General features: G+C 66.6%; 11 protein-coding genes. 6 read left to right on the top strand and 5 right to left on the bottom strand.

Going from position 1 to position 20247, the window contains the following annotated elements; genetic code table 11:
• Nucleotides 1–39 precede the first annotated feature (39 nt).
• Nucleotides 40–2616: a LuxR C-terminal-related transcriptional regulator gene (locus ACGFK1_RS11170; RefSeq protein ID WP_393428484.1), complete on the top strand. Its 2577-nt coding sequence runs from the start codon at nucleotides 40–42 to the stop codon at nucleotides 2614–2616.
• On the opposite strand, the gene ACGFK1_RS11165 is transcribed toward ACGFK1_RS11170, so the two are convergent.
• Nucleotides 2617–5763, bottom strand: a complete 3147-nt coding sequence (locus ACGFK1_RS11165) for an AAA family ATPase (RefSeq protein ID WP_393428310.1) — start codon at nucleotides 5761–5763, stop codon at nucleotides 2617–2619.
• Nucleotides 5764–5847: 84 nt separating this feature from the next.
• Between ACGFK1_RS11165 and ACGFK1_RS11160 the strand changes: the two genes are divergently transcribed.
• The 3 genes from ACGFK1_RS11160 to ACGFK1_RS11150 are packed head-to-tail and all read left to right on the top strand — an operon-like array spanning nucleotide 5848 to nucleotide 9091.
• A complete protein-coding gene (locus ACGFK1_RS11160) occupies nucleotides 5848–7212 on the top strand; it encodes an FAD-binding oxidoreductase (RefSeq protein WP_393428309.1) in 1365 nt (454 codons plus the stop codon).
• 56 nt (nucleotides 7213–7268) lie between these two features.
• Entirely contained in the window at nucleotides 7269–8510 is a 1242-nt protein-coding gene (locus tag ACGFK1_RS11155) for a cytochrome P450 (RefSeq protein WP_393428308.1), read from the top strand.
• On the top strand, nucleotides 8510–9091 hold the full coding sequence (locus ACGFK1_RS11150; protein ID WP_393428307.1) for a TetR/AcrR family transcriptional regulator: 582 nt from the start codon (nucleotides 8510–8512) through the stop codon (nucleotides 9089–9091). The genes ACGFK1_RS11155 and ACGFK1_RS11150 overlap by 1 nt, the downstream gene beginning before the upstream one ends.
• Here ACGFK1_RS11150 and ACGFK1_RS11145 read toward each other — a convergent pair.
• The 4 genes from ACGFK1_RS11145 to ACGFK1_RS11130 all read right to left on the bottom strand — a co-directional run bounded on the left by ACGFK1_RS11145 (nucleotide 9076) and on the right by ACGFK1_RS11130 (nucleotide 16013).
• Nucleotides 9076–9789 carry a siderophore-interacting protein gene (locus ACGFK1_RS11145; RefSeq protein WP_393428306.1) on the bottom strand — a complete coding sequence of 238 codons (714 nt, stop codon included), beginning with the start codon at nucleotides 9787–9789 and terminating at the stop codon, nucleotides 9076–9078. The two genes, ACGFK1_RS11150 and ACGFK1_RS11145, sit on opposite strands and share 16 nt — an antisense overlap.
• Before the next feature lie 96 nt (nucleotides 9790–9885).
• Nucleotides 9886–13104: an ATP-binding protein gene (locus ACGFK1_RS11140; protein ID WP_393428305.1), complete on the bottom strand. Its 3219-nt coding sequence runs from the start codon at nucleotides 13102–13104 to the stop codon at nucleotides 9886–9888.
• 69 nt (nucleotides 13105–13173) lie between these two features.
• Nucleotides 13174–14325: an acyltransferase family protein gene (locus ACGFK1_RS11135; protein ID WP_393428304.1), complete on the bottom strand. Its 1152-nt coding sequence runs from the start codon at nucleotides 14323–14325 to the stop codon at nucleotides 13174–13176.
• Nucleotides 14322–16013 carry a DEAD/DEAH box helicase gene (locus tag ACGFK1_RS11130; protein WP_393428303.1) on the bottom strand — a complete coding sequence of 564 codons (1692 nt, stop codon included), beginning with the start codon at nucleotides 16011–16013 and terminating at the stop codon, nucleotides 14322–14324. Before ACGFK1_RS11130 ends, ACGFK1_RS11135 begins: the two co-directional genes overlap by 4 nt.
• 91 nt (nucleotides 16014–16104) lie before the next feature.
• Here ACGFK1_RS11130 and ACGFK1_RS11125 point away from each other — a divergent pair, with 91 nt between their 5' ends.
• Nucleotides 16105–16695 carry an LppP/LprE family lipoprotein gene (locus tag ACGFK1_RS11125; RefSeq protein WP_393428483.1) on the top strand — a complete coding sequence of 197 codons (591 nt, stop codon included), beginning with the start codon at nucleotides 16105–16107 and terminating at the stop codon, nucleotides 16693–16695.
• Nucleotides 16696–16799: 104 nt separating this feature from the next.
• Nucleotides 16800–20246: a TM0106 family RecB-like putative nuclease gene (locus ACGFK1_RS11120; RefSeq protein WP_393428302.1), complete on the top strand. Its 3447-nt coding sequence runs from the start codon at nucleotides 16800–16802 to the stop codon at nucleotides 20244–20246.
• Nucleotide 20247: the final 1 nt, after the last annotated feature.

Raw genomic sequence — 20247 nt, 5'->3', positions numbered from 1 at the left:
GTGCGGTTGACGTGGCCTTTGATCGGTCGCTCGGAGGAGATGCAGACCATCGTGGCGGCGCTGACGGATCCGGGCCTCGCGGGCATCCTGGTCAGCGGACCGGCAGGCGTCGGTAAGAGCCGGATCGTGCGCGAGGGGCTGGCGTCGGTGGCGTCGCGGGGTTTCGAGCCGCGCTGGGCGGTCGGAACGATGTCGGCGCGCAAATTGCCACTCGGCGCGTTCGCACCGTGGACCGGATCTGGCAGCAACGACCGCCTTGCGCTGGTACGCGGCGTCATCGATTCGGTGACCGCGGCGCCGGCAGGTATCAAGGTCGTGCTCGGCGTCGACGATGTGCATCTGCTCGACGAACTGTCGACGTTCGTTCTACATCAGATCGTGCAGCGCGAAGCCGCCAAGGTCGTGCTCACCGTGCGCGAGGGCGAGCGCGTGCCGACCGAGATCTACGAGATATGGCGGGGCGGCCAGTTCGACCGACTGGATCTGCAACCGCTGTCGGCCGACGACATCGGTCACCTGCTGGTCGGGGCGCTTGGCGGCCCGGTGGATCCGGACGCCGCGATGCGGTTGTGGAAGCTGACCCGCGGGAACGCCCTGTACCTGCGCAACATCGTCGAGCAGGAGATCGCCGACGGCCGGTTGAAACAGCAGAGCGGCTACTGGCAGTGGATCGGCGAGCCGTGCATGCCGAGGGGCCTTGTCGAGTTGATCGAATCCCGGTTCAGCGGACTGTCGCAGCCCGTCGGTGAGGTCATCGACACGTTGGCGGTGGGAGAACCGCTGGGGATGTCGACACTGCGACGGATCGCGGACGCCGGCGCGATAGAGGAAGCGCATGTCCGGGGTTTGATAACTGTCGACGAACTCGACAGTGAACTCGAAGTGCGGTTGGCACATCCGCTTTACGGTGAGGTGCGACGGTCCCGCTCGCCGGAGACCAGGCTCCGACGACTTCGCGGCCAGGTCGCCGAGGAACTGGCGAGGACGCCGGGCAGCGACGAGATGAGCATGGTCGTGCGGCGGGCCTCGCTGATCCTCGACTCCGATCTGACGCCCGACACCGAGCTACTGCTCAAGGCGGCCGGCGGCGCGGTCTGGGTCGGCGACCTCCGGTTGGCCGACCGGTTGGCGAAGGCCGCGATCCGGGCGGGCGGCCCCCCGCGCGCATATTTTCTTCGCGCGCATGCGTTGTCGTGGTTCCCGGCCGGCGATGAGGCCGATGCCGTGTTGGCGGAGTTGGCTGGGCTGCAGCTCGGCGACGACGACCGCGGTCGGCTCGCCTACCTGCGCGCCCTGAACATGCTGTGGGCCCTCGGGGATGCCGACAGGGCGAAGGCGATCATCGACGAAGCCGCACGCGGCGTGTGCCCTCGGCTGTGGATCGACGCCTTTCTGACGGTGTACTGGTTTGCGGTGGATCAACCGCACGAAGCGCTCGAGGCGGCCAAAGGCCTTGTGCTGGAGGACCTTCCGGCGGTCGCGGGCGCCGAGACCGCGTGGGCGCTGGCGGTGGTGCTGGCTGACGCGGGAAAGACCGCCAAGGCAGTGGCCGTCGCCGACACCGGATACCAGGTCGCGACCCGGTTCTTCGACTCGCCGCAGATGCGGTTCAACATCGCCGACGCGCACGTGAGCGCCCTGCTGCTGGCCGGTCGGTTCGCGGAAGGACTGGCGGTGGCGCAGCGTGTCCGCGAGCAGGGCGCCGAGATGCCGGGGGCGGCCCAGTTGGTGGGTACCGCGATCGCCGGTAGGGCCGCGTTGTTCGCGGGCCACTTGGACCAGGCATGCACGCTGTTGGGCACCGCTGCCCCTGCGCTGTCCGCGTCGGGCAACGAAATGGGTTGGGGATACCGGTATCACGTGCCCTACGCGACGGCGCTGGCCATCCGTGGCGCGACCGACGACGCCGCCGCGGTGCTGACCGCCCTCGAAAAAACCCGTCGCCCATTCCGCAAGCTGGACTACGAGCAGAGCTTGGCGCGCGCATGGCTGGCGGCAAGCCAGGGCGCACTGACCGAGGCGATCGCGACGATGCTGTCGGCGGCGCACAGCGCCGCGGCCAAGGGCCAATTCGCCGCGGAGGTGATGTGTCTGCAAACGGCGGCCCAGTTCGGTGATGCATCGGTCGCAGCGCGGCTGACTGAGCTCGCATCAGTGGTCGAGGGGCCGCGGGCAGCGCTTGCCGCCCGCTTCGCATCGGCGCTCGCGGGGTCCAGGGCGGCCGAAATGTCCACAGTGTCAGAGGAGTTCGAGGAGGCTGGCGACCTCGTCGCGGCGGTGGACGCGGCCGCGCACGCGTGCATCGCCTTCCGCCAGGGCGAGCTGCGAGGGTCGGCGCTCGGATGTTCGGCGCGCGCCGAGGCGTTGGCACGGCGGTGCGGCGGCATCAGCACGCCCGCGCTGCGTGAAGTCAGTGAGCCCTTGCCGCTCACCGGACGTGAACGTGAGATCGTCCGGCTGCTCGGTTCCGGTTATTCGACGAAGGACGTCGCCGAGCGGTTGTGCGTCTCGACGCGCACAGTGGAAGGCCACATCTACCGCGCCATGACGAAAACCAGTGCGGCAACCCGTGAGGAACTCATCAAGATGGTGTTGCCCGACCGCCCTGAGAAGTAGTCACGCCATCTCATGGGCCAACGCGATGTGGCCCTCGAAGCCAAGCGACGTGGCCATCTCGCGATATCGATCGCGGTAGTCGCGATAGGCGGCTTCGTCGCCTCGGGCACGTGCCAGCAGTGCGTTCAGTCGCAGCAACGTGATGTTGCGCCAGGCCGGGCTGATATGCGACGGAAGCGATGCCAATTGCTCGATCAACGACTCAGCTTCCGCGAGATCGGATTCGGCGGCTCGCTCCATCAGCGTTTCGACAAGCATGGCCGCCGATCCTTCGTAAGTCCAGTAATACTCGGCGGCCAACAGCTTGGCGCTGAGCGCACGCAGTTGCGATATCGCGGCGTCGACGTCGCCCGTCAGGGCCTTCTCCCGCGCCAGGAAGGTGTCGATCCCATTGACGAGGTTGACGGCATAGCGTTCGGTCACACACTTTTCCCGAAGCTCGGCAAGCATCTCCATTCCGCGTTGATGGTCCCGATCGCGATGCACCAGCGCGAGCCCGAGAGCGAACCACAGCAGAAACAGCGTGATGTCGTCAGTCGAGCGCTCGGCGGCCTGCAGCGCCATGTCGATTTCGCGCGTCACCCGGTCGTCGGCAAGGACGACGCCCCGCGGAATCGCGAGGCCGTAGGTGAAGGCGTAGACGACGGCTCGTGAGCTCGGGCCCGCTTCGTGCGTCATTGCCTCGGCGCGGTCGAAATCGTCACGCCAGCCGGACATGCCAAGCCCCCATCGAGCGACTCCGCGCCAGCCGAGTGCAGCTGCGAGCGGCGAGCCGGCGAAGACCCCGCCCTCGATGGGATTGCTCGCGCCGAAGTCAACCATTCGCTGGGACCAGCGCAGCACATCCTCGAGGTCACCACGCTGAATCTTGGCGACGATGGCGGCGAACGACAGCCCGACTGTCAGCGCTGGATCATCGATCGATTCGAGCAGCGCCATGTACTCCGAGGCCAGCTGATCTGCCTCTCGGATGCGGTTGTTCAACACGTGCGCTCCGACCAGCCCTGCCATCCCGGTGGCCAAGGCCGCCTTGTCTCCCGCTGCCATGCACAGGTCACGCAACTCGTCGAAGTCCGCATCGGCGAGCGCGGCGGCGCTTCGGTACGCGCTGCCACACAGCAGCGTGCGCGGCTGGATCCGCATCTGCGTCCGGTTCGGATGCTCAGCAGGTAGCCGATCCGCAACCTGCTGCGCGCGAGACCAACTCGCTCTCGCTGCGGGATAGTCGCGCTGCGCCGACCATGCGGCCGCACGCATATGCCATTGGTACGCGTCGCCCAGATCGCCCGCCGCCTCGAAGTGCTCGGCGATCAGCGCCGCATTCTGGTCGTCGGGCTCGAACGTCGTGGCCAGCTGCCGATGCAGTTGCGCGCGTTCCGATCTGAGCTGGGATTCGTATGCGACCGTGCGGATCAACGGATGACGAAACGCGTACTCCACGTTCGGCGTGAACACGACCTGATCAATGAGTTCTGCCGCCACGAGGTCGTCGAGGGCCGGATCCACCTGAAGCGCCTTCAACAGGCCAGGGTTGAACTGCGAGCCGATCACGGCTGCGGCGCACAGTGTCCGCTTGGCCTTGGGGCGGAGCCGGTCGATGCGAGCAGCGATCGTTGCCTGCAGCGTTCCCGGCACGCTGACTTCTGTCCCAGGGTCGGCGCACACATAGGCCCCGCGCGTCCCCGTCAGCACACCACGTTCGACCAGGTCCCGCACGATCTCCTCGGTGAAGAACGGATTGCCGGCCGCGCGCTTGGCGATCGTCGAAGCGAGCACCTCAACTGAAGTGTGATTGCCCAGCAGCTCTGAGGTCAAAGACGATATCTGCGAATCATCCAGCGGCTCGAGCGCCACGGTTTGCGATCGTGAGGTACGCGACAAGGCACCGTCGTATTCGGGCCGGTAGGTGATCACCACCAACCAACGAGACCTCGGTACCACCGAGAGGAAACCGGCGATCATCGATTCACTGATCTCGTCGATCCAATGAACGTCTTCGATGACCAGGACCGCAGGCGTCACGCGGGCCAGCGCCGCAGCGTTGACCATCGTCGTCAGCCGCCGGCGGCGCGCGTCCGGATCTATCTGCGGCGGAACGACGTTGGGGTCGGCGATGTTGAGCAGGTCGTCGAGAAGTACGAGGTCTTCACTGTCGGCGTCACGCAGCCGCGCCCGCACCTGCGCGCGGGCAGCCGCGTCGTCGAGGTCGCTGAGTCCGATGACTGCACGCAACACCTCTGTGGCGGCGTGAAAGGGGACCTCGCTGGTGTGCGATTCGCAATACGCGGTGAAGATTTCCATCCCGCGACCGGCGGCAACCGCCACTGTTTCGGAGACGATGCGGCTCTTCCCTATGCCGGCAGGGCCGACGACGCCGACGACGCTCCCTTTTCCCTTGATCGCCTGGTCCAAGATCCCGCTGAGCGCGTTGAGTTGCCATTCACGGCCCACGAAAGTGGGTTCGACCCGACTCGCGTGTCGGTGCGCCGCCACGGCGAGAAGACAACGAGCAGCGACGGGGGCACGAGATCCCTTGATGTCTATCGTTTCCGGCTCACCCAACGTGGCGACGTCTTCGACCAGCCGCGCGGTGGAGTCGCTGAGCATCACGCCACCTTCGGGCGCCACCGATTCCATTCGCTGCGCCATGCCGACCTGCTCGCCGATCACCGTGTATGTCGCTGTCCCCGAATCGAGTTCACCTGCGATCACCTCACCCGAGTTCAGGCCGATGCGCAGCCGTAACGCAACGCCGTCGTGCCGTTGGATCTCGGCGGCCAGCGCCTGAGCTTCACGCTGGATGTCCAGCGCGGCAAGGCACGCCCGGATGGCATGATCCTCCAGCGCAACAGGGGCCCCGAACAGCGCCATGATGCCGTCGCCGGTGAACTTGTCGACCGTGCCGCCATAACGTTGCACCACGGCGGTGGCCGTGCGGGCGAGTCCGCCCATGATCTCCCGGAGCCGTTCCGGCCCCAGCGCCGCTGCGAGATCCATCGAGCGAACGACGTCGGCGAAGAGAACGGTCACCTGCTTGTATTCGGCGGCCGTTTCGGGCGCTGCGACCGGCGAACCGCACTTGTGGCAGAACCGGGCGCCGTCCAACAGCGCGGCGCCGCACCCGCTACAGCCCGTCGCTGCGGTCATCCCCCGACCTCCGCCGGTCCACCCCGTTTGGTTCAGGATAAGCGCTTCTCCGCCCCGAGGCCGACGACTCGTACGATCGGATACGTGGAGTCTGCACTGACCGGCTTGATCGCCGAGTTGCCTGATGGCGTCGTCGTCACCGATCCCGACATCGTGGCGTCCTATCGGCAGGACCGCGCGATGGATCCGAATGCGGGCACGGCGATGGCCGTCGTCCGGCCGCGTCGCACCGAAGAGGTGCAGACCGTGATGCGGTGGGCGACGGCCCACAAGATCGCGGTGGTCCCACGCGGTATGGGCACCGGGCTGTCGGGCGGTGCCACGGCGTTGACCGGCGGCATCGTGTTGAGCACCGAGAAGATGCGCGACATCACCGTCGACCCGGTCACCAGGACTGCCGTCGTGCAACCGGGACTGCTGAACGCCGAGGTGAAGAAGACGGTCGCCGAGTACGGGCTCTGGTATCCCCCGGACCCGTCGTCGTTCGAGATATGCAGCATCGGCGGCAACATCGCGACCAACGCGGGCGGCTTGTGCTGCGTGAAATATGGCGTCACCACCGACTATGTTCTCGGCCTTCAGGTGGTGCTCGCCGACGGGACCGTCGTGCGGCTCGGCGGGCCGCGGCTGAAGGATGTCGCCGGGCTGTCGTTGACCAAGCTGTTCGTCGGCAGCGAGGGCACGCTGGGCATCATCACCGAGGTGACCTTGCGTCTGCTGCCACCGCAGCAGATTGCGTGCACGGTGGTCGCGACCTTCGACTCGGTGGAGGCCGCCGCCAACGCCGTCGTCACCATCACCGGAAAGATCCGGCCGTCGATGCTCGAGTTCATGGACGCCGCGGCGATCAACGCCGTCGAGGACAAGCTTCGGATGGGCTTGGACCGAAACGCCGCCGCGATGATGGTTGCCGCCACCGACGACCGCGGACCGTCCGGCGTCGAGGACGCGGAGTTCATGGCTTCGGTGTTCACGGAACATGGTGCGAAGGAAGTCTTTTCGACATCTGATCGGGAGGAAGGCGAAGCGTTCGTCGCGGCGCGCCGGTTCGCGATCCCCGCGGTCGAATTGAAGGGTTCACTGCTGCTCGAAGACGTCGGTGTGCCGCTTCCGGCGCTGGCCGACCTGGTGGCCGGGGTCGGCAAGATCGCGGCCAACCACGACCTGATGATCTCGGTCATTGCGCATGCCGGCGACGGCAACACCCATCCGCTGATCGTGTTCGACCCCGCCGACGAAGCGATGGCCGAGCGCGCGCAGAAGGCGTTCGGCGAGATCATGGACCTCGCCGTGGGGCTCGGCGGCACGATCACCGGCGAACACGGCGTCGGCCGGCTGAAACGGCCGTGGCTGGCCGGTCAACTCGGGCCCGAGGCGATGGAGCTCAACCAGCGGATCAAGCGGGCCCTCGACCCCGACGGCATCCTCAACCCGGGCGCTGCCATTTGACCGCGAATCGCTAGACGCTATTGACACGTCCTAGCGTCCTGTCGTACCAATGAGACATGACAGCCACTCTGTCTCACGGGTCGCCGGTCCGATTCCAGCTCGCCGACGCCGAGACGTGGCCGGACCCGTGGCCGATGTACAAGGCGCTGCGCGATCATGACCCGGTGCACCGCGTGGTGCCCGAAAGCAATCCGGATCACGACTACTACGTGTTGTCCCGGCATGCCGACACCTGGCGGGCCGCCCGCGACAATCAGACGTATTCGTCGGCGCAGGGGCTCACCGTCAACTACGGCGAGCTCGAGCTGATCGGCCTGCAGGACAACCCGCCGTTCGTGATGCAGGACCCGCCCGTGCACACCGAGTTCCGCAAGCTGGTGTCGCGAGGGTTCACTCCACGGCAGGTGGAGGCGGTCGAGCCGAAGGTGCGCGAGTTCGTCGTCGAGCGGATCGAAGCGTTGCGTGCCAACGGCGGCGGTGACATCGTCGCCGAGTTGTTCAAGCCGTTGCCGTCGATGGTGGTCGCACACTATCTAGGGGTTCCAGACGCGGACAGGGACCAATTCGACGGCTGGACAGAGGCAATCGTGGCCGCCAGCACCACCTCGGGCGGTGTGGCGGCAGCGCTGGGTGGCCTCGGCGACGCGCTCGGCGAGATGATGGCCTATTTCACCGCGCTGATCGAACGCCGCCGCTCCGATCCAGGCGACGACACCGTTTCGCATCTGGTGGCAGCGGGTGTGGGCGCCGACGGTGACATCGCGGGAGTGCTGTCCATTCTGGCGTTCACCTTCACCATGGTGACGGGCGGCAACGACACCACCACCGGAATGCTCGGCGGCACAACGCAATTACTGCATCAGCGGCCTGACCAGCGATGGCTTCTCGTCGAGAACCCCGACCTGATCGGTGAAGCGATCGACGAGTTCCTGCGGCTGACGTCGCCCGTGCAGGGCCTGGCCCGCACCACCACATGCGACGTGACGATCGAAGGCACCACCATTCCCGCCGGGCGCAAGGTGCTGTTGCTTTACGGCTCGGCCAACCGCGACGAGCGGGAGTACGGCGACGACGCCGCTGAACTCGACGTCCAGCGCCGGCCGCGAAACATCATGACGTTCAGCCACGGCGCGCATTTCTGCCTCGGCGCCGCCGCCGCCCGCATGCAGTCGCGCGTGGCGTTGACCGAATTGCTGGCGCGGTGCCCGAACTTCGAGGTCGACGAGGATAAAATCACCTGGGCGGGCGGCAGTTACGTACGCCGGCCATTGTCGGTGCCGATCAAGGTGAAGGCCTGATGCCAGGAGACTGGCTGGCGTCGCGGCGCACCGAGGTGGCTGCCGACCGAATCCTCGACGCGGCGGGTGAACTGTTCGCCCAGCAGGAGGCCGCGACCGTCGGCATGCATGAAATCGCCTCGGCTGCGGGGTGTTCCAGAGCCACCCTGTACCGGTACTTCGAGAACCGCGAGGCGCTTTACACCGCGTATGTGCATCGCGAGGCGCACCGGCTGTATCGCGAGATGACGGAACAGATCAACTCCGTGACAGATCCACGCGAGCGGCTGATCGAAGGCATGATCGGCTCCATGCGCAACGTGCGCGAAAGCCCTGCGCTCGCATCGTGGTTCGCGACGACCCAACGACCGATCGGCGCGGAGATGGCCGAGCAGTCGGAGGTCATCAGGGCACTCACCGAGGCGTTCGTGATATCCCTTGGCCCAGACGAACCGGACGTGGTGGCGAAACGGGCCCGCTGGCTGGTGCGGGTGATGACGTCACTGTTCCTGTTTCCCGGCCACGACGAGGCCGACGAGCGCGCGATGCTCGAGGAATTCGTCGTGCCCATGGTGGTGCCGAGAAGTCAGGCCACCCAATAGGCTTGCGCCTTGATCGATTTGCGCGGGATCTTGTAATCTTCGCGGAAAGTCCTGGCCACGGCTCGGGTGGTCCGGTTGTCGCACGCGACCCAACCGAAGTGATCGGCGGCGTCGAATGCGCCTGAGCTGACCGCTTCGACAAGCGCCTGCCCGCCGTTCTTGCGGTCCACCCACACCACACCGGTGCTGCGCGCCACGGGCAAGTGCTTGTCCGCGTCGTGCCCGGCCTCGAGGAACACCCGCGCCGGGCTGTCGCCGATGGCGGTCAGCAGAGAGTTGATCGCGGGCAGCGATGCCGTGTCTCCAACGATGACATAGCCCGCGGGCCGTGGCGCGGGCAGCGTGAAGTTGCTGCCCAGCACGGTCACGTCGATGGTGTCGCCCGGCTGTGCGCGCTGCGCCCACCGCGACGCGATACCGTCGTGCAGCGCGAACTCGATGTCGACGGTGCCGGCGTCGGGGTTCGGGTCGACCAGTGTGTAGCCGCGCTGATGAAGCTTGTCGCCGTCGGGGAACCACATTCGTATCCACATCGTGGGATGCACTGGCCGACCGGTCAACATGCCCCCTGCCTCGAAGCTCAGCCGCAGGTAGTGCGGGGTGACCGCGCGTCGACCGGTGACCGTGAGCCGGTAATCCCCCGCCCGCAGCAGTTTGAGCACGGCGCCCTGGAAGCCGCGCGATGGTGTGTCGGACATGCGTCGCCCCTCGTGTCGCCTACTTAGGGCACCGTAACCTAAGTTGGGCGGGCGGTGGGGCCTACCGCGACGGGGCGGCGAGATCGCCGGTTTGGGTCAGCTAGTTGAGAGCGTGGCTCTCGCCCGAGCGAGTTCCGGCCAATCGAAGTCAATGGGCATGCGGCCGAGAGCCTCGACGAGTTCGGCTCGCGCAGGCTCGCCGCCGACGTCGAAATCATCCAGCGCGGCACGCAATTGAAAAAGCGGCGCGCCCTGCCGACGAGCCAGATCGAGGGCGGCGCCGATCTCGGTTCGGCGCGTGGCTGAGTCGTCGAAGGTTTGGGCGCGCAGCCGCAACAGTTCGGCGTCATAGAAGCGCATCCCGGTCTCTCGGGACAGCGCGAGGCCGGTGTCAAAACGGTGGCGGGCGGTCTCGAACTGGCCGGCAGCAAGCAGCAATCGCCCGAATATCCCGTCGTAAAAGGTAAGGAACAGGTTCAGGCCCACCTGGCGCGCGCCGTCGAGAAGTGTGGTCACGGTAGCGATGTCCGCTGCCAACGACGTCTGGTCACCGTCGGTTCCGACGGATTGAAGGCCGCGAACGAGGGCCTGCCAGACGGCGCCTACCAACCGCCAGACATCGAAGCCGTGCCGCTCGCCGAGCGCACTCAGCTCGGGGGCCAGCACTGCCGCACGGTCGAGCTGGCCGGCCTCGATCCGCATTCCGATCTCCACTGAGCACGCGTAGCCGATGATGTATGGCCCCAGCGGCGGGAAGCCCAGCTTCTTGGCATGGCGTGCCGCGCGCGCGAGCTCGGTCTCTGCGCCTGTGAGATCGCCACGCACGAAACGCGCCCAAGCCAGGTGGGTATGGGCGTACGCCAGGGGTTCATCGACCAGAAACCACCCAGCGTTCACCGTGTGCTGCGGTACTGCGGCCAGACCCGCCGTCGCCGCTTCGAGATGGGAAGTGGCAGAGGCGAACTCGCCTCGAAGGAAAGCAACCAGCCCGGTGTTGGACTCGATCACCGGCTCGAACCACTCGCGCCCGTGCACGAGGCCGGTGCGTAGCGCCTCGAGCACCTCGACCACTCGACGCAGATCGGCGCGGGTGACGTAGTACCCCTCGAGGGCAGCAAGGGTGGCAAATAGCTCCCGGTCGCTCATGTCTGTTCCGGCCAGCTGCAGGCACCGTTCATAGTCCGCGGCCGCATCACCGCTCTGGTATCCCTCGACCGCCCTGGTGAGGCGTGCGCGCTCCAGGCGCAATGCCATCTCCAAGCGGTCGCGGTCGGGGCCTGACGAGGCTCGATCGAGGTCGGTGAGGGCCCGGGTCAGGTACGCATGGGCCTCCGCCAGCGCGCCGCGAGCGAGAGCGTCGGTCGACGCGCGCTGGTAGGCCGATGCGGCCTCGTGAAAAGCATCGGCACGGTCATAATGGCCCGCGACGAGTTGCCAATCCGGCTCACCTGCGCCGCCGAGCGCGTCGGCAACCTTGGCGTGCAGCGCTCGCCGCACACTCGGGGGCGCCAACTCCGCGGCGACTTCACGCAGCAATTCGTGCCGGAATCGGTAATTGTCGCTGCTGTGCCAAGATTCGAGCACCAGCGCATCTCCGAGCTCGGCAAGGGCATCGTCGATCTCGTCGGCGCGCAGGTCGACTACCGAGTACAGCAGGCCTCGATCGAACTGCCGTCCGATGACCGCCGCCGCCTCCACAACCGGCACCGCCTTCGGAGTCGTCCTCAGCCGGGCCACCAACGGCTCATACAACGTTTCTGGCACACCTGTCTGGCCAAGCCCATTGACGAGTTGTTCGATATAGAAGGGCACTCCGTCGCAGCGCGCGGCCACCGTGGACCGCTGATCCGCAGGCAGGTCCGGATCCAGTGCGGTGATGAGTGCGTCCGTTTCGTCATCTGTCAACGGCGCCAGGTCAAGGACCGCATGCGGCCAATCGTTCTGCGTCCAGCCACCGGGCCGACCTGTCATCACCACCAGAAGCCTCCCCTGGCCAGTTTTCAACAGCGCGCCGAGCACCTCGAGGGTCGATGGATCGAACCAATGCACGTCCTCGGCCACCACCAAGCCGGCACCGTCGCCAAGACACGTCAGCAGATAAGTCCGCACCGCCCGCGCGACCAGCTCGTAGAGTCTTCGACCCTCGGCGGCCACCTGCTGGTACCCGGTCTCCGCATCGATTCCGAGCACCGGCGCCAACAACGGCACTGTGTTCTGCGGATCCATGCCGCGGGCGCGAACCTCGACGTCCAGCAGCCGAAGTCGCTCGGTTTGACCAGTGCTGCGATCAATTCCGCAGCGACGCTCCAACAGTGTGCGCACAGGATGCAAGCCGGCTTCGGTGTGAAATGGCGACCCGACAAGGTCGAGCACCGTGGCCCCGGAAGCCTCGACCAGCTCGGCGGCCGCAGCCGCGAGCCGAGACTTCCCGATGCCTGGCTCACCCCGGAAGGCTATACCTGGAACGTCCAGTGTGCCGGATTGTGCTCGGGACCAAGCACTTTCGAGCTGCGCTAGCTCCCGATCACGGCCAACCAGCGGACCTTGGCCCGGCCTCGTCGCTCGTCCGCGCTCACCCAGCACGCGGTAGTGAGAGACCGGTTCCTCGACGCCCTTCACCAGTGCGGCGGGGCAAGCCTTCAACTCGAAGTCGTCACGTATCAACATCTCGACCGCATCGGACACCACGACGGCGCCCGCAGGAGCAAGGTCGCAGACTCGCGCAGCCAGATTCGCCGCCAATCCGTCCACGCCGCCTTGGCCGGTGTCCAGATACACCAGCCCGCGGTGCACTCCGACCCGAACGTTGACCTCAGTTGCCAAGCGGCGCTTCGCCTGATCGCTGAGCCGGGCGACTTCCCGAGTGATCTCCAGACCGGCCAACACGGCCCGTCGCGCGTCGTCTTCGTGGGCGACCGGGTGGCCGAACACCGCTAGCAGTCCATCACCTTTGGTGAAGCCGATGTGGCCTTCGTACCGGTCAACTGCGCCCCGCACTTGGTCGCGATAGCGGCCGACCAGAATTCGGTATGTTTCGGGCTCTACTCGAGTCGACAACGCTGTCGAATCGACCAGATCGGCGAAAAGAATGGTCAACCGCCGGATCAGGCCCGGCTGCCTGGGCGCCGCCAGCAAGTCCTCCGCCTCGGCGTCCGTGCCGCGTGCTGCCAGCACCTGCTCTGCCAGCGCCCGCGCAGTGACACGATCACCGCGGTTGATGGCCGCGACGGCCCGATCGAGCAAATCGTCTACGGACGCCCGACTCGCCGGGCGGTCTCTGCCGTCGGGATTCGGGTGCCCGCGACCGTCGGTCACCTCGATATCGTGGCATCTCTGCCGGAGCGGGGCGCAGATTTCTGCGCCGCAGCCTCGCGCAGGTTCGCGTCAGGTGGTGCGAACCCGCGTGAAGCGGTGCAGCAGCCACGCCACAGGGACTGTCACCACGAAGGTGGCCAGCCACAGGATCGCCACATTGCCGGTGTAGATGCGCCAGCGCAGGATCTCCACCATCACCAACTCCATGGTGACGAGGTGGATCAGGAAGATTTCGTAGGAGATCTCGCCGAGGAACACCATCGGCCGACTCGCCAGGAACTTCGCGTACAGGCCGCGGTCACCCAAGCCCAGCGGCGCGACCGCCAGCGTGGCGATCACCGCGTAGAACGCCGCCTTGATCAGTGCCTCACGCAGTTCGTGCGGTGAGGTGGTGGGTTCGCCGGCGATCGGCGTCGAGGCGATGAAGTAGCACACCAGGGCCAGCGGAATGCACGCGAACGCGTACGCGCGCGCACCCATCGACTGCAGGACCGCGAGCACCATGCCGCCAAGGAACCACAACAGGTACGTCGGCAGCCACAGTCGCGCGCCGTCGGGCAGGAAGTCGGTGGTGTGCACCAGAATCAGCCAGGCGGGCGTGATCAACGCCAACCCGGCAATTCCCATCAGCAATAACGACGGCCGCCAACGCCTGCGACACAGCACCACCAGCAACAGATACGCCAAAAACGGCAACGCCACGTAGAACGCGACCTCCACCGCAAGGCTCCACATCTGGGTAAGCCCTTGGTGCAGATAGGAATACAGATAGTTGTCGGTGTAGATCTGCGTCAGGGTCAGGTTACGCAGCAACCCCATCACGGTGTGGCCGGGGTTGGGTCCCGCGGTGCGCCAGTGATAGAGCAGATAAGCGATCAGCACGGTGACGACGTAGGCGGGCATGATGCGGCGCACCCGGTGCCAGGCGTAGCGACGCACCGACGGCGGGTCACCGCCTGACGCCGCGGCTTTCACCCACGGGCTGAACAGCAGGAAACCCGAAAGCACAAAGAACACCGGCACGCCGATCTCCATGCGCGAGTACACCAAGCCGACGTATCCGTGGGTGTATTTGCCGGTGGTGTAGGCGGCGTGCGTCGCCATCACCAGCAGCGCGGCCACCGCCCGAATACCGGTCAGCGAAGCGACCCGCTCGGCCTTGCCGACCGACTCCAGACCGCCCTGTGCGACGGGGTCTTTCACGCCTTTCGGCGCGGTCATTCGTGCTTCCGCTTCGGCTTACCTGTCGGCCGCTTCGAGCCCCGGTCGGGCTGCAGATTGATCAGATTGCCCTGAATTCGGGTTTTCTCAAGGGCTTTCAACGTCTGCTTGGGCAGCTTCGCGGGCAACTCCACCAGCGAATGGTCCAGCCGGATGGTGATGTGGCCGAAGTCGCTGCGGTGCAACCCGCCTTCGTTGGCGATCGCGCCGACGATGGCGCCCGGCATCACCTTGTGCCGCTTGCCCACCGAGATGCGGTAGGTGGCCAGGTCGCTGCGCCGCTCGCGGGGCTTGTTGGGACCATCATCGCGCTTCGAACGGTCGGGCCGCTCGCGGCGTTTCTCCGGGGGCGGTTCGGTCATCAGGAACTCTTCACCGTCGCGGCTCTGCAGCGCGAGTGCGGCGGCGATGTCGGCCATCGGTACGTCGTGGTCGCGCTCGTAGCCCTCGATGAGCTTGCGGAACAAGTCGATTCCCGGTTCACCGAGCGCCTTGGTGATCGAATCGCGGAACTTCTCCACCCGCTGGGCGTTGACGTCGTCGACCGAGGGCAACTCGGACTCGACGAGCTTCTGCCGGGTCACCCGCTCGATCGAGTTCAACAGGTGGCGTTCGCGCGGCGTCACGAACAGCAGCGCGGTGCCCGACCGGCCTGCCCGACCGGTGCGCCCGATCCGGTGCACGTACGACTCGGGATCGTGCGGGATGTCGTAGTTCAGCACGTGCGAGATGCGCTCGACGTCCAGACCGCGGGCCGCCACGTCGGTGGCGATCAGGATGTCGATCGAACCGTCCTTGAGCGCGTTGATCGTTCGCTCACGAACTGCCTGCGGGATGTCGCCGTTGATGGCGGCGGCGGCGAAGCCGCGGGCCTTGAGCCGTTCGGCAACCTCCTCGGTGGCCTGCTTGGTGCGGACGAACACGATCATCGCCTCGAACGGCTCGACCTCGAGTAGCCGCGTGAGCGCGTCCATCTTCCGCGGACCCGCCACCTGAAGATAGCGCTGCGAGATGTTCTCGGCGGTCTGCGTTTTCGCTTTGACCGTCACTTCGACCGGGTCGTGCAGGTACTTGTTGGTGATCTTGCGGATCGCAGGCGGCATGGTCGCCGAGAACAGCGCGACCTGTTTGTACTCGGGGGTGTCGGCGAGGATGCGCTCGACGTCCTCGGCGAATCCCATCTGCAGCATCTCGTCGGCCTCGTCGAGCACCATGTAATCCAGGTGTGAGACGTCGAGGGTGCCCTTTTCCAGGTGGTCGATCACCCGTCCCGGCGTACCGACCACCACCTGGGCGCCGCGCTTGAGCCCGGCCAGTTGTGGGCCGTAGGACGAGCCGCCGTACACCGGCAGCACGTTGACGTTGCGGTGCGCGCCGTAGCGGCTGAAAGCCTCCGCGACCTGCAGCGCCAGTTCGCGGGTGGGCGCGAGAACCAGGGCCTGGGTGGTCTTGCTGTCGGGGTCGATTTTGGACAGGATCGGGATGGCGAATGCGGCCGTCTTACCGGTGCCGGTCTGGGCAAGGCCGACGACGTCGGAGCCCGCCATCATCGCGGGAATGGTGGCCGCCTGGATCGCCGACGGCGACTCGTATCCGACGTCGGCAACCGCCTGCAGTACCGCAGGGTGAATCTGCAGGTCAGCAAAGGTCAGATCGGTGCCGGTCGGATCCGGCTCGGAGCTCGTCATCTCGCTGGAAGTCTAGTGGTTGCGGCGGCGGTTTCCGGCCGCGCCTGTCCGACGAGCGACCGGATTGGCGGTAGGTTGCCCCTTTGTGAAATTGGCCGCCGTGAAATTGGCCGCCGTGAAATTGGCCGCCCTCATTGCGACGGCGACGGTCGCGGTCGCCGGGTGCGGGTCGAGCGACTCGACGGTGTCCAAGACGCCGGAGCCGACGGCCACGTCGCCCGCCCCGGAGACCGCGCGGCCTGCGCCGTCGGCACTGCCTCCTCCGCCGCCCGTCGTCGCGCCCGGCGTCACCGCCGCCGCCGACCCGTGCGCGGTCAACAACGCCGCGCCCGAGATCGCCAAGGCGGTGTCCGAGTTGCCTCGCGACCCGCGCAGCAATCAGGCGTGGAATTCAGAACCCGTGGCGGGCAATTACAACGAATGCGCGCAGTTGTCGGCGGTCATCGTGAAGGCCAACACCAACTCCGACAATCCGAACACCCGCGCCGTGCTGTTTCACCTCGGCAAGTTCATCCCGACCGGCGTGCCCGACACCTATGGGTTCAACGGCATCGACGAGTCGGCCACCACCGGCGACACCATCGCGCTGAAGTACTCCGGCGGGATCGCGGGCCTCGACAGCGTGGTGAAGTTCCGGTGGAACGGCAACGGGGTGGAGTTGATCGGCAACACGCCCGGGTAGCTTGCCGCCGAGACTGCGGGCAGATCGCGATAACGGGCGAAAACACGATCTGTGCGCAGTCTCGGCGTGGTCGAAGTGTCGGTTGGCTCACATAGGCTGGCGGCGTGTTCGTCGCCTCCCATGAAGCCGGAGCCCGCGTCGTCTACAGCGCGTCCGATCTCGCCGCCGCGGCGCGCTGCGAGTACGCGCTGCTGCGCTCGTTCGACGCGCAACTCGGCTGGGGCCCAGCGGTCGCCGTCGAGGACGAACTGCTCGCGCGGACAGCCAAACTCGGCGGCGAGCATGAGCAGCGCCACCTCGACTCGCTGCGCGAGTTGGCCGACGACAACGTCGCGATCATCGGCAGGCCGAAGTACACCTTCGACGGCCTGACCGCCGCCGCGGAGCAGACCATGCGCGCCGTCGAGCGTCGCGCACCACTGATCTATCAGGCCGCCATGTTCGACGGCAGGTTCGTCGGATTCGCCGACTTCCTGGTCTTGTCGCACTCCGAGGCGGGCGAGCGATACACACTGCGCGACACCAAGCTGGCGCGCTCGGTCAAGGTGGAGGCGCTGCTCCAACTGGCCGCTTACGCCCACACGCTCTCCGCGGCCGGGGTGCCCGTCGCCGACGAGGTCGAATTGGTGCTCGGCGACGGCGCCACCGCCACCTACCGCGTCGATGAGTTGCTTCCGGTGTACCTACCGCGCCGCACCGCGCTGCAGCGCCTGCTCGACGACCATCTGGCCGGCGGCACGGCGGTCAGCTGGCAGGACGACAAGGTGCGCGCCTGCTTCCGTTGCCCCGAATGCGAGATCCAGGTCCGCGCCACCGACGACCTGTTGCTCGTCGCGGGCATGCGGGTCAGCCAGCGCGCGCGGCTTGTCGACGCAGGCATCACCACCGTGCACCAGCTGGCCGACCACACCGGCGCCGTTGACCAGCTGTCGGCCCGCACCGTCAGGACGCTGACGGCACAGGCCCGGCTGCAGGTTGCCGACCGCGTTGACGGCAAGCCGCCGTATCAGGTGATCGACGCGCAGCCGCTGATGGTGTTGCCCGATGCGGACAAAGGCGACCTGTTCTTCGACTTCGAGGGCGACCCGTTGTGGACCGTCGACGGCCGCGAGTGGGGGCTGGAATATCTGTGGGGCGTGCTCACTGTCAACGACGAGTTCCATCCGTTCTGGGCGCACGACAGGGCCAGTGAGCGCCAGGCGCTGCTCGACTTCCTCGCCATGGTGCGCAAGCGTCTGCGCCGCTATCCCGGCATGCACATCTACCACTACGCCGCCTACGAGAAGAGCACCCTGCTACGGCTGGCAGGCCGCTACGGCGCCGGCGAGAACGACGTCGACAACCTGCTGCGCAACGGCATCCTCGTCGACCTTTATCCGTTGGTGCGCAAGACCATTCGGGTCGGCACCGAGAACTACAGCATCAAGTCACTCGAACCGCTGTACATGGGCAACGAGCTTCGCAGCGGTGAGGTGACCACCGCCGCCGACTCGATCACCCAGTACGCGCGCTACTGCGCACTGTGCGACGACGGGCGGGCCGACGAGGCGGCGGCGGTGCTCAAAGAGATCGAGGACTACAACGTCTACGACTGTCGGTCGACGCGCCGGCTTCGCGACTGGATGATGGCGCGCGCCATCGAGTCCGGCGTGCCGCCGCGCGGTCCCCAGCCGGTATCCGACGGGGCGCCAATCGAACTCGCCGACGACGTCGAACGCAGGCTGCTCAAATACGCCGGCGACACGGTCGAAGACCGCACCCCGGAGCAGATCGCCGTCGCGATGGTCGCCGCGGCCCGCGGCTTTCACAAACGTGAGGACAAGCCGTACTGGTGGAGTCACTTCGACCGAGTCAACAATCCCGTCGACGAGTGGTCGGACAATTCCGATGTGTTCATCGCCGAACGTGCCGAGATCATCAATGACTGGCATCAACCGCCGAAGGCGCGCAAACCGCAGCGACACGTCCGGCTGTACGGCGAGATCGCCAACGGCGAACTGTGCAAAGACATGTACGCGCTGTACGACCCGCCTGCGCCCGCAGGCATGGCCGATGATCCCGACCGACGCGGGTTCGGTTCGGTGACGGTCGTCGAGTGTGACAACCCGGAAGCGCCGACACAGGTTGTCATCGTCGAGAAACAACCCAAGGACGGTGACGTTTTCGAGCAGACGCCGTTCGCGCTCACCCCGGGCCCACCGATCAACACCAAACCGTTGCAGGACTCCATCGCCGAAACGGCAGCGCTCATCGCGGTCGGGCTGCCGAACCTCCCCATCGACGCGATCACCGACATCCTGCTGCGCCGCAATCCGCGCACGCGCAGCGGCGGACCGCTCCCCCGCACCGGGGCCATCGCCGACGACATCACCGCGGCGCTTTTGGACCTCGACTCCTCCTATCTCGCGGTGCACGGGCCGCCCGGCACCGGCAAGACGTTCACCTCGGCCGACGTGATCGCCCGGCTCGTCAACCAGCATGGCTGGCGCATCGGTGTGGTGGCCCAGTCGCATGCGGTGGTCGAGAACCTGTTCTGCGACGTTCTCAGGGCCGGGGTCGACGGGCAACGGGTCGGCAAGAAACTCAACACCGTGAATGCGGGCTGGACCGATCTGACGAATCCCGAGTTCGCCGATTTCATCGCCGGGCACTCCGGCGATGAGACCGGCTGCGTGGTCGGCGGGACGGCGTGGGACTTCGCCAACGCCAACAAGGTTCCGCGCTTGTCCCTCGATCTGCTCGTCGTCGAGGAGGCCGGCCAGTACTGCCTTGCCAACACCATCGCCGTCGCGCCCTGCGCGAGGAACCTGATGCTGCTCGGTGATCCGCAGCAGCTGCCACAGGTCAGCCAGGGCACGCATCCGGAACCGGTCAACGAATCCGCGCTCGGCTGGCTGGTGGAAGGACACCACACGCTTCCGACGGAGCGCGGCTATTTCCTGGACTACTCGTACCGGATGCATCCCGCTGTGTGCGAACCGGTTTCGCGGCTGTCCTACGACGGCCGGCTGCGCTCACATGAGAACGTCAGCGCGGCCCGTCGCCTCGACGGGGTGCCTCCCGGCGTGCGGGTGTTGACCGTCGAGCATGACGGCAACTCCACCGACAGCCCGGAGGAGGCCGACGCGATCGTCGACCAGATCCGCCACCTGCTCGGCACCACGTGGACCGACGAAAACGGCGAGACTCCGTTGACGCAGCAGCACGTCCTCGTCGTGACGCCGTACAACGCGCAAGTGGTGACCCTTCGGCGCAGCCTCGACGCCGCCGGATTCACCGACGTCGAGGTCGGCACCGTCGACAAGTTCCAGGGCAGGCAGGCACCGGTGGTCTTCGTTTCGATGGCTGCCTCGTCGGCGGACGACGTACCGCGCGGGGTTTCGTTCCTTTTCAACAGGAATCGACTCAACGTCGCGGTGAGTCGCGCGAAGTACACGGCGATCATCGTGCGGTCGGCGCTGCTGACCGACTACCTGCCCGCGACGCCGGACCGCCTGCTCGAGTTGGGTGCGTTCCTGTCGCTGGCGTCGTGTGATACAGAGACCGGATGAG

It is taken from the genome of Mycobacterium sp. NPDC048908 (genome assembly GCF_043197955.1).
Lineage (GTDB): Bacteria > Actinomycetota > Actinomycetes > Mycobacteriales > Mycobacteriaceae > Mycobacterium.
The sequence above is the reverse complement of the archived record's forward strand: the minus strand, read 5'-3'. Positions and strand labels throughout refer to the sequence as shown.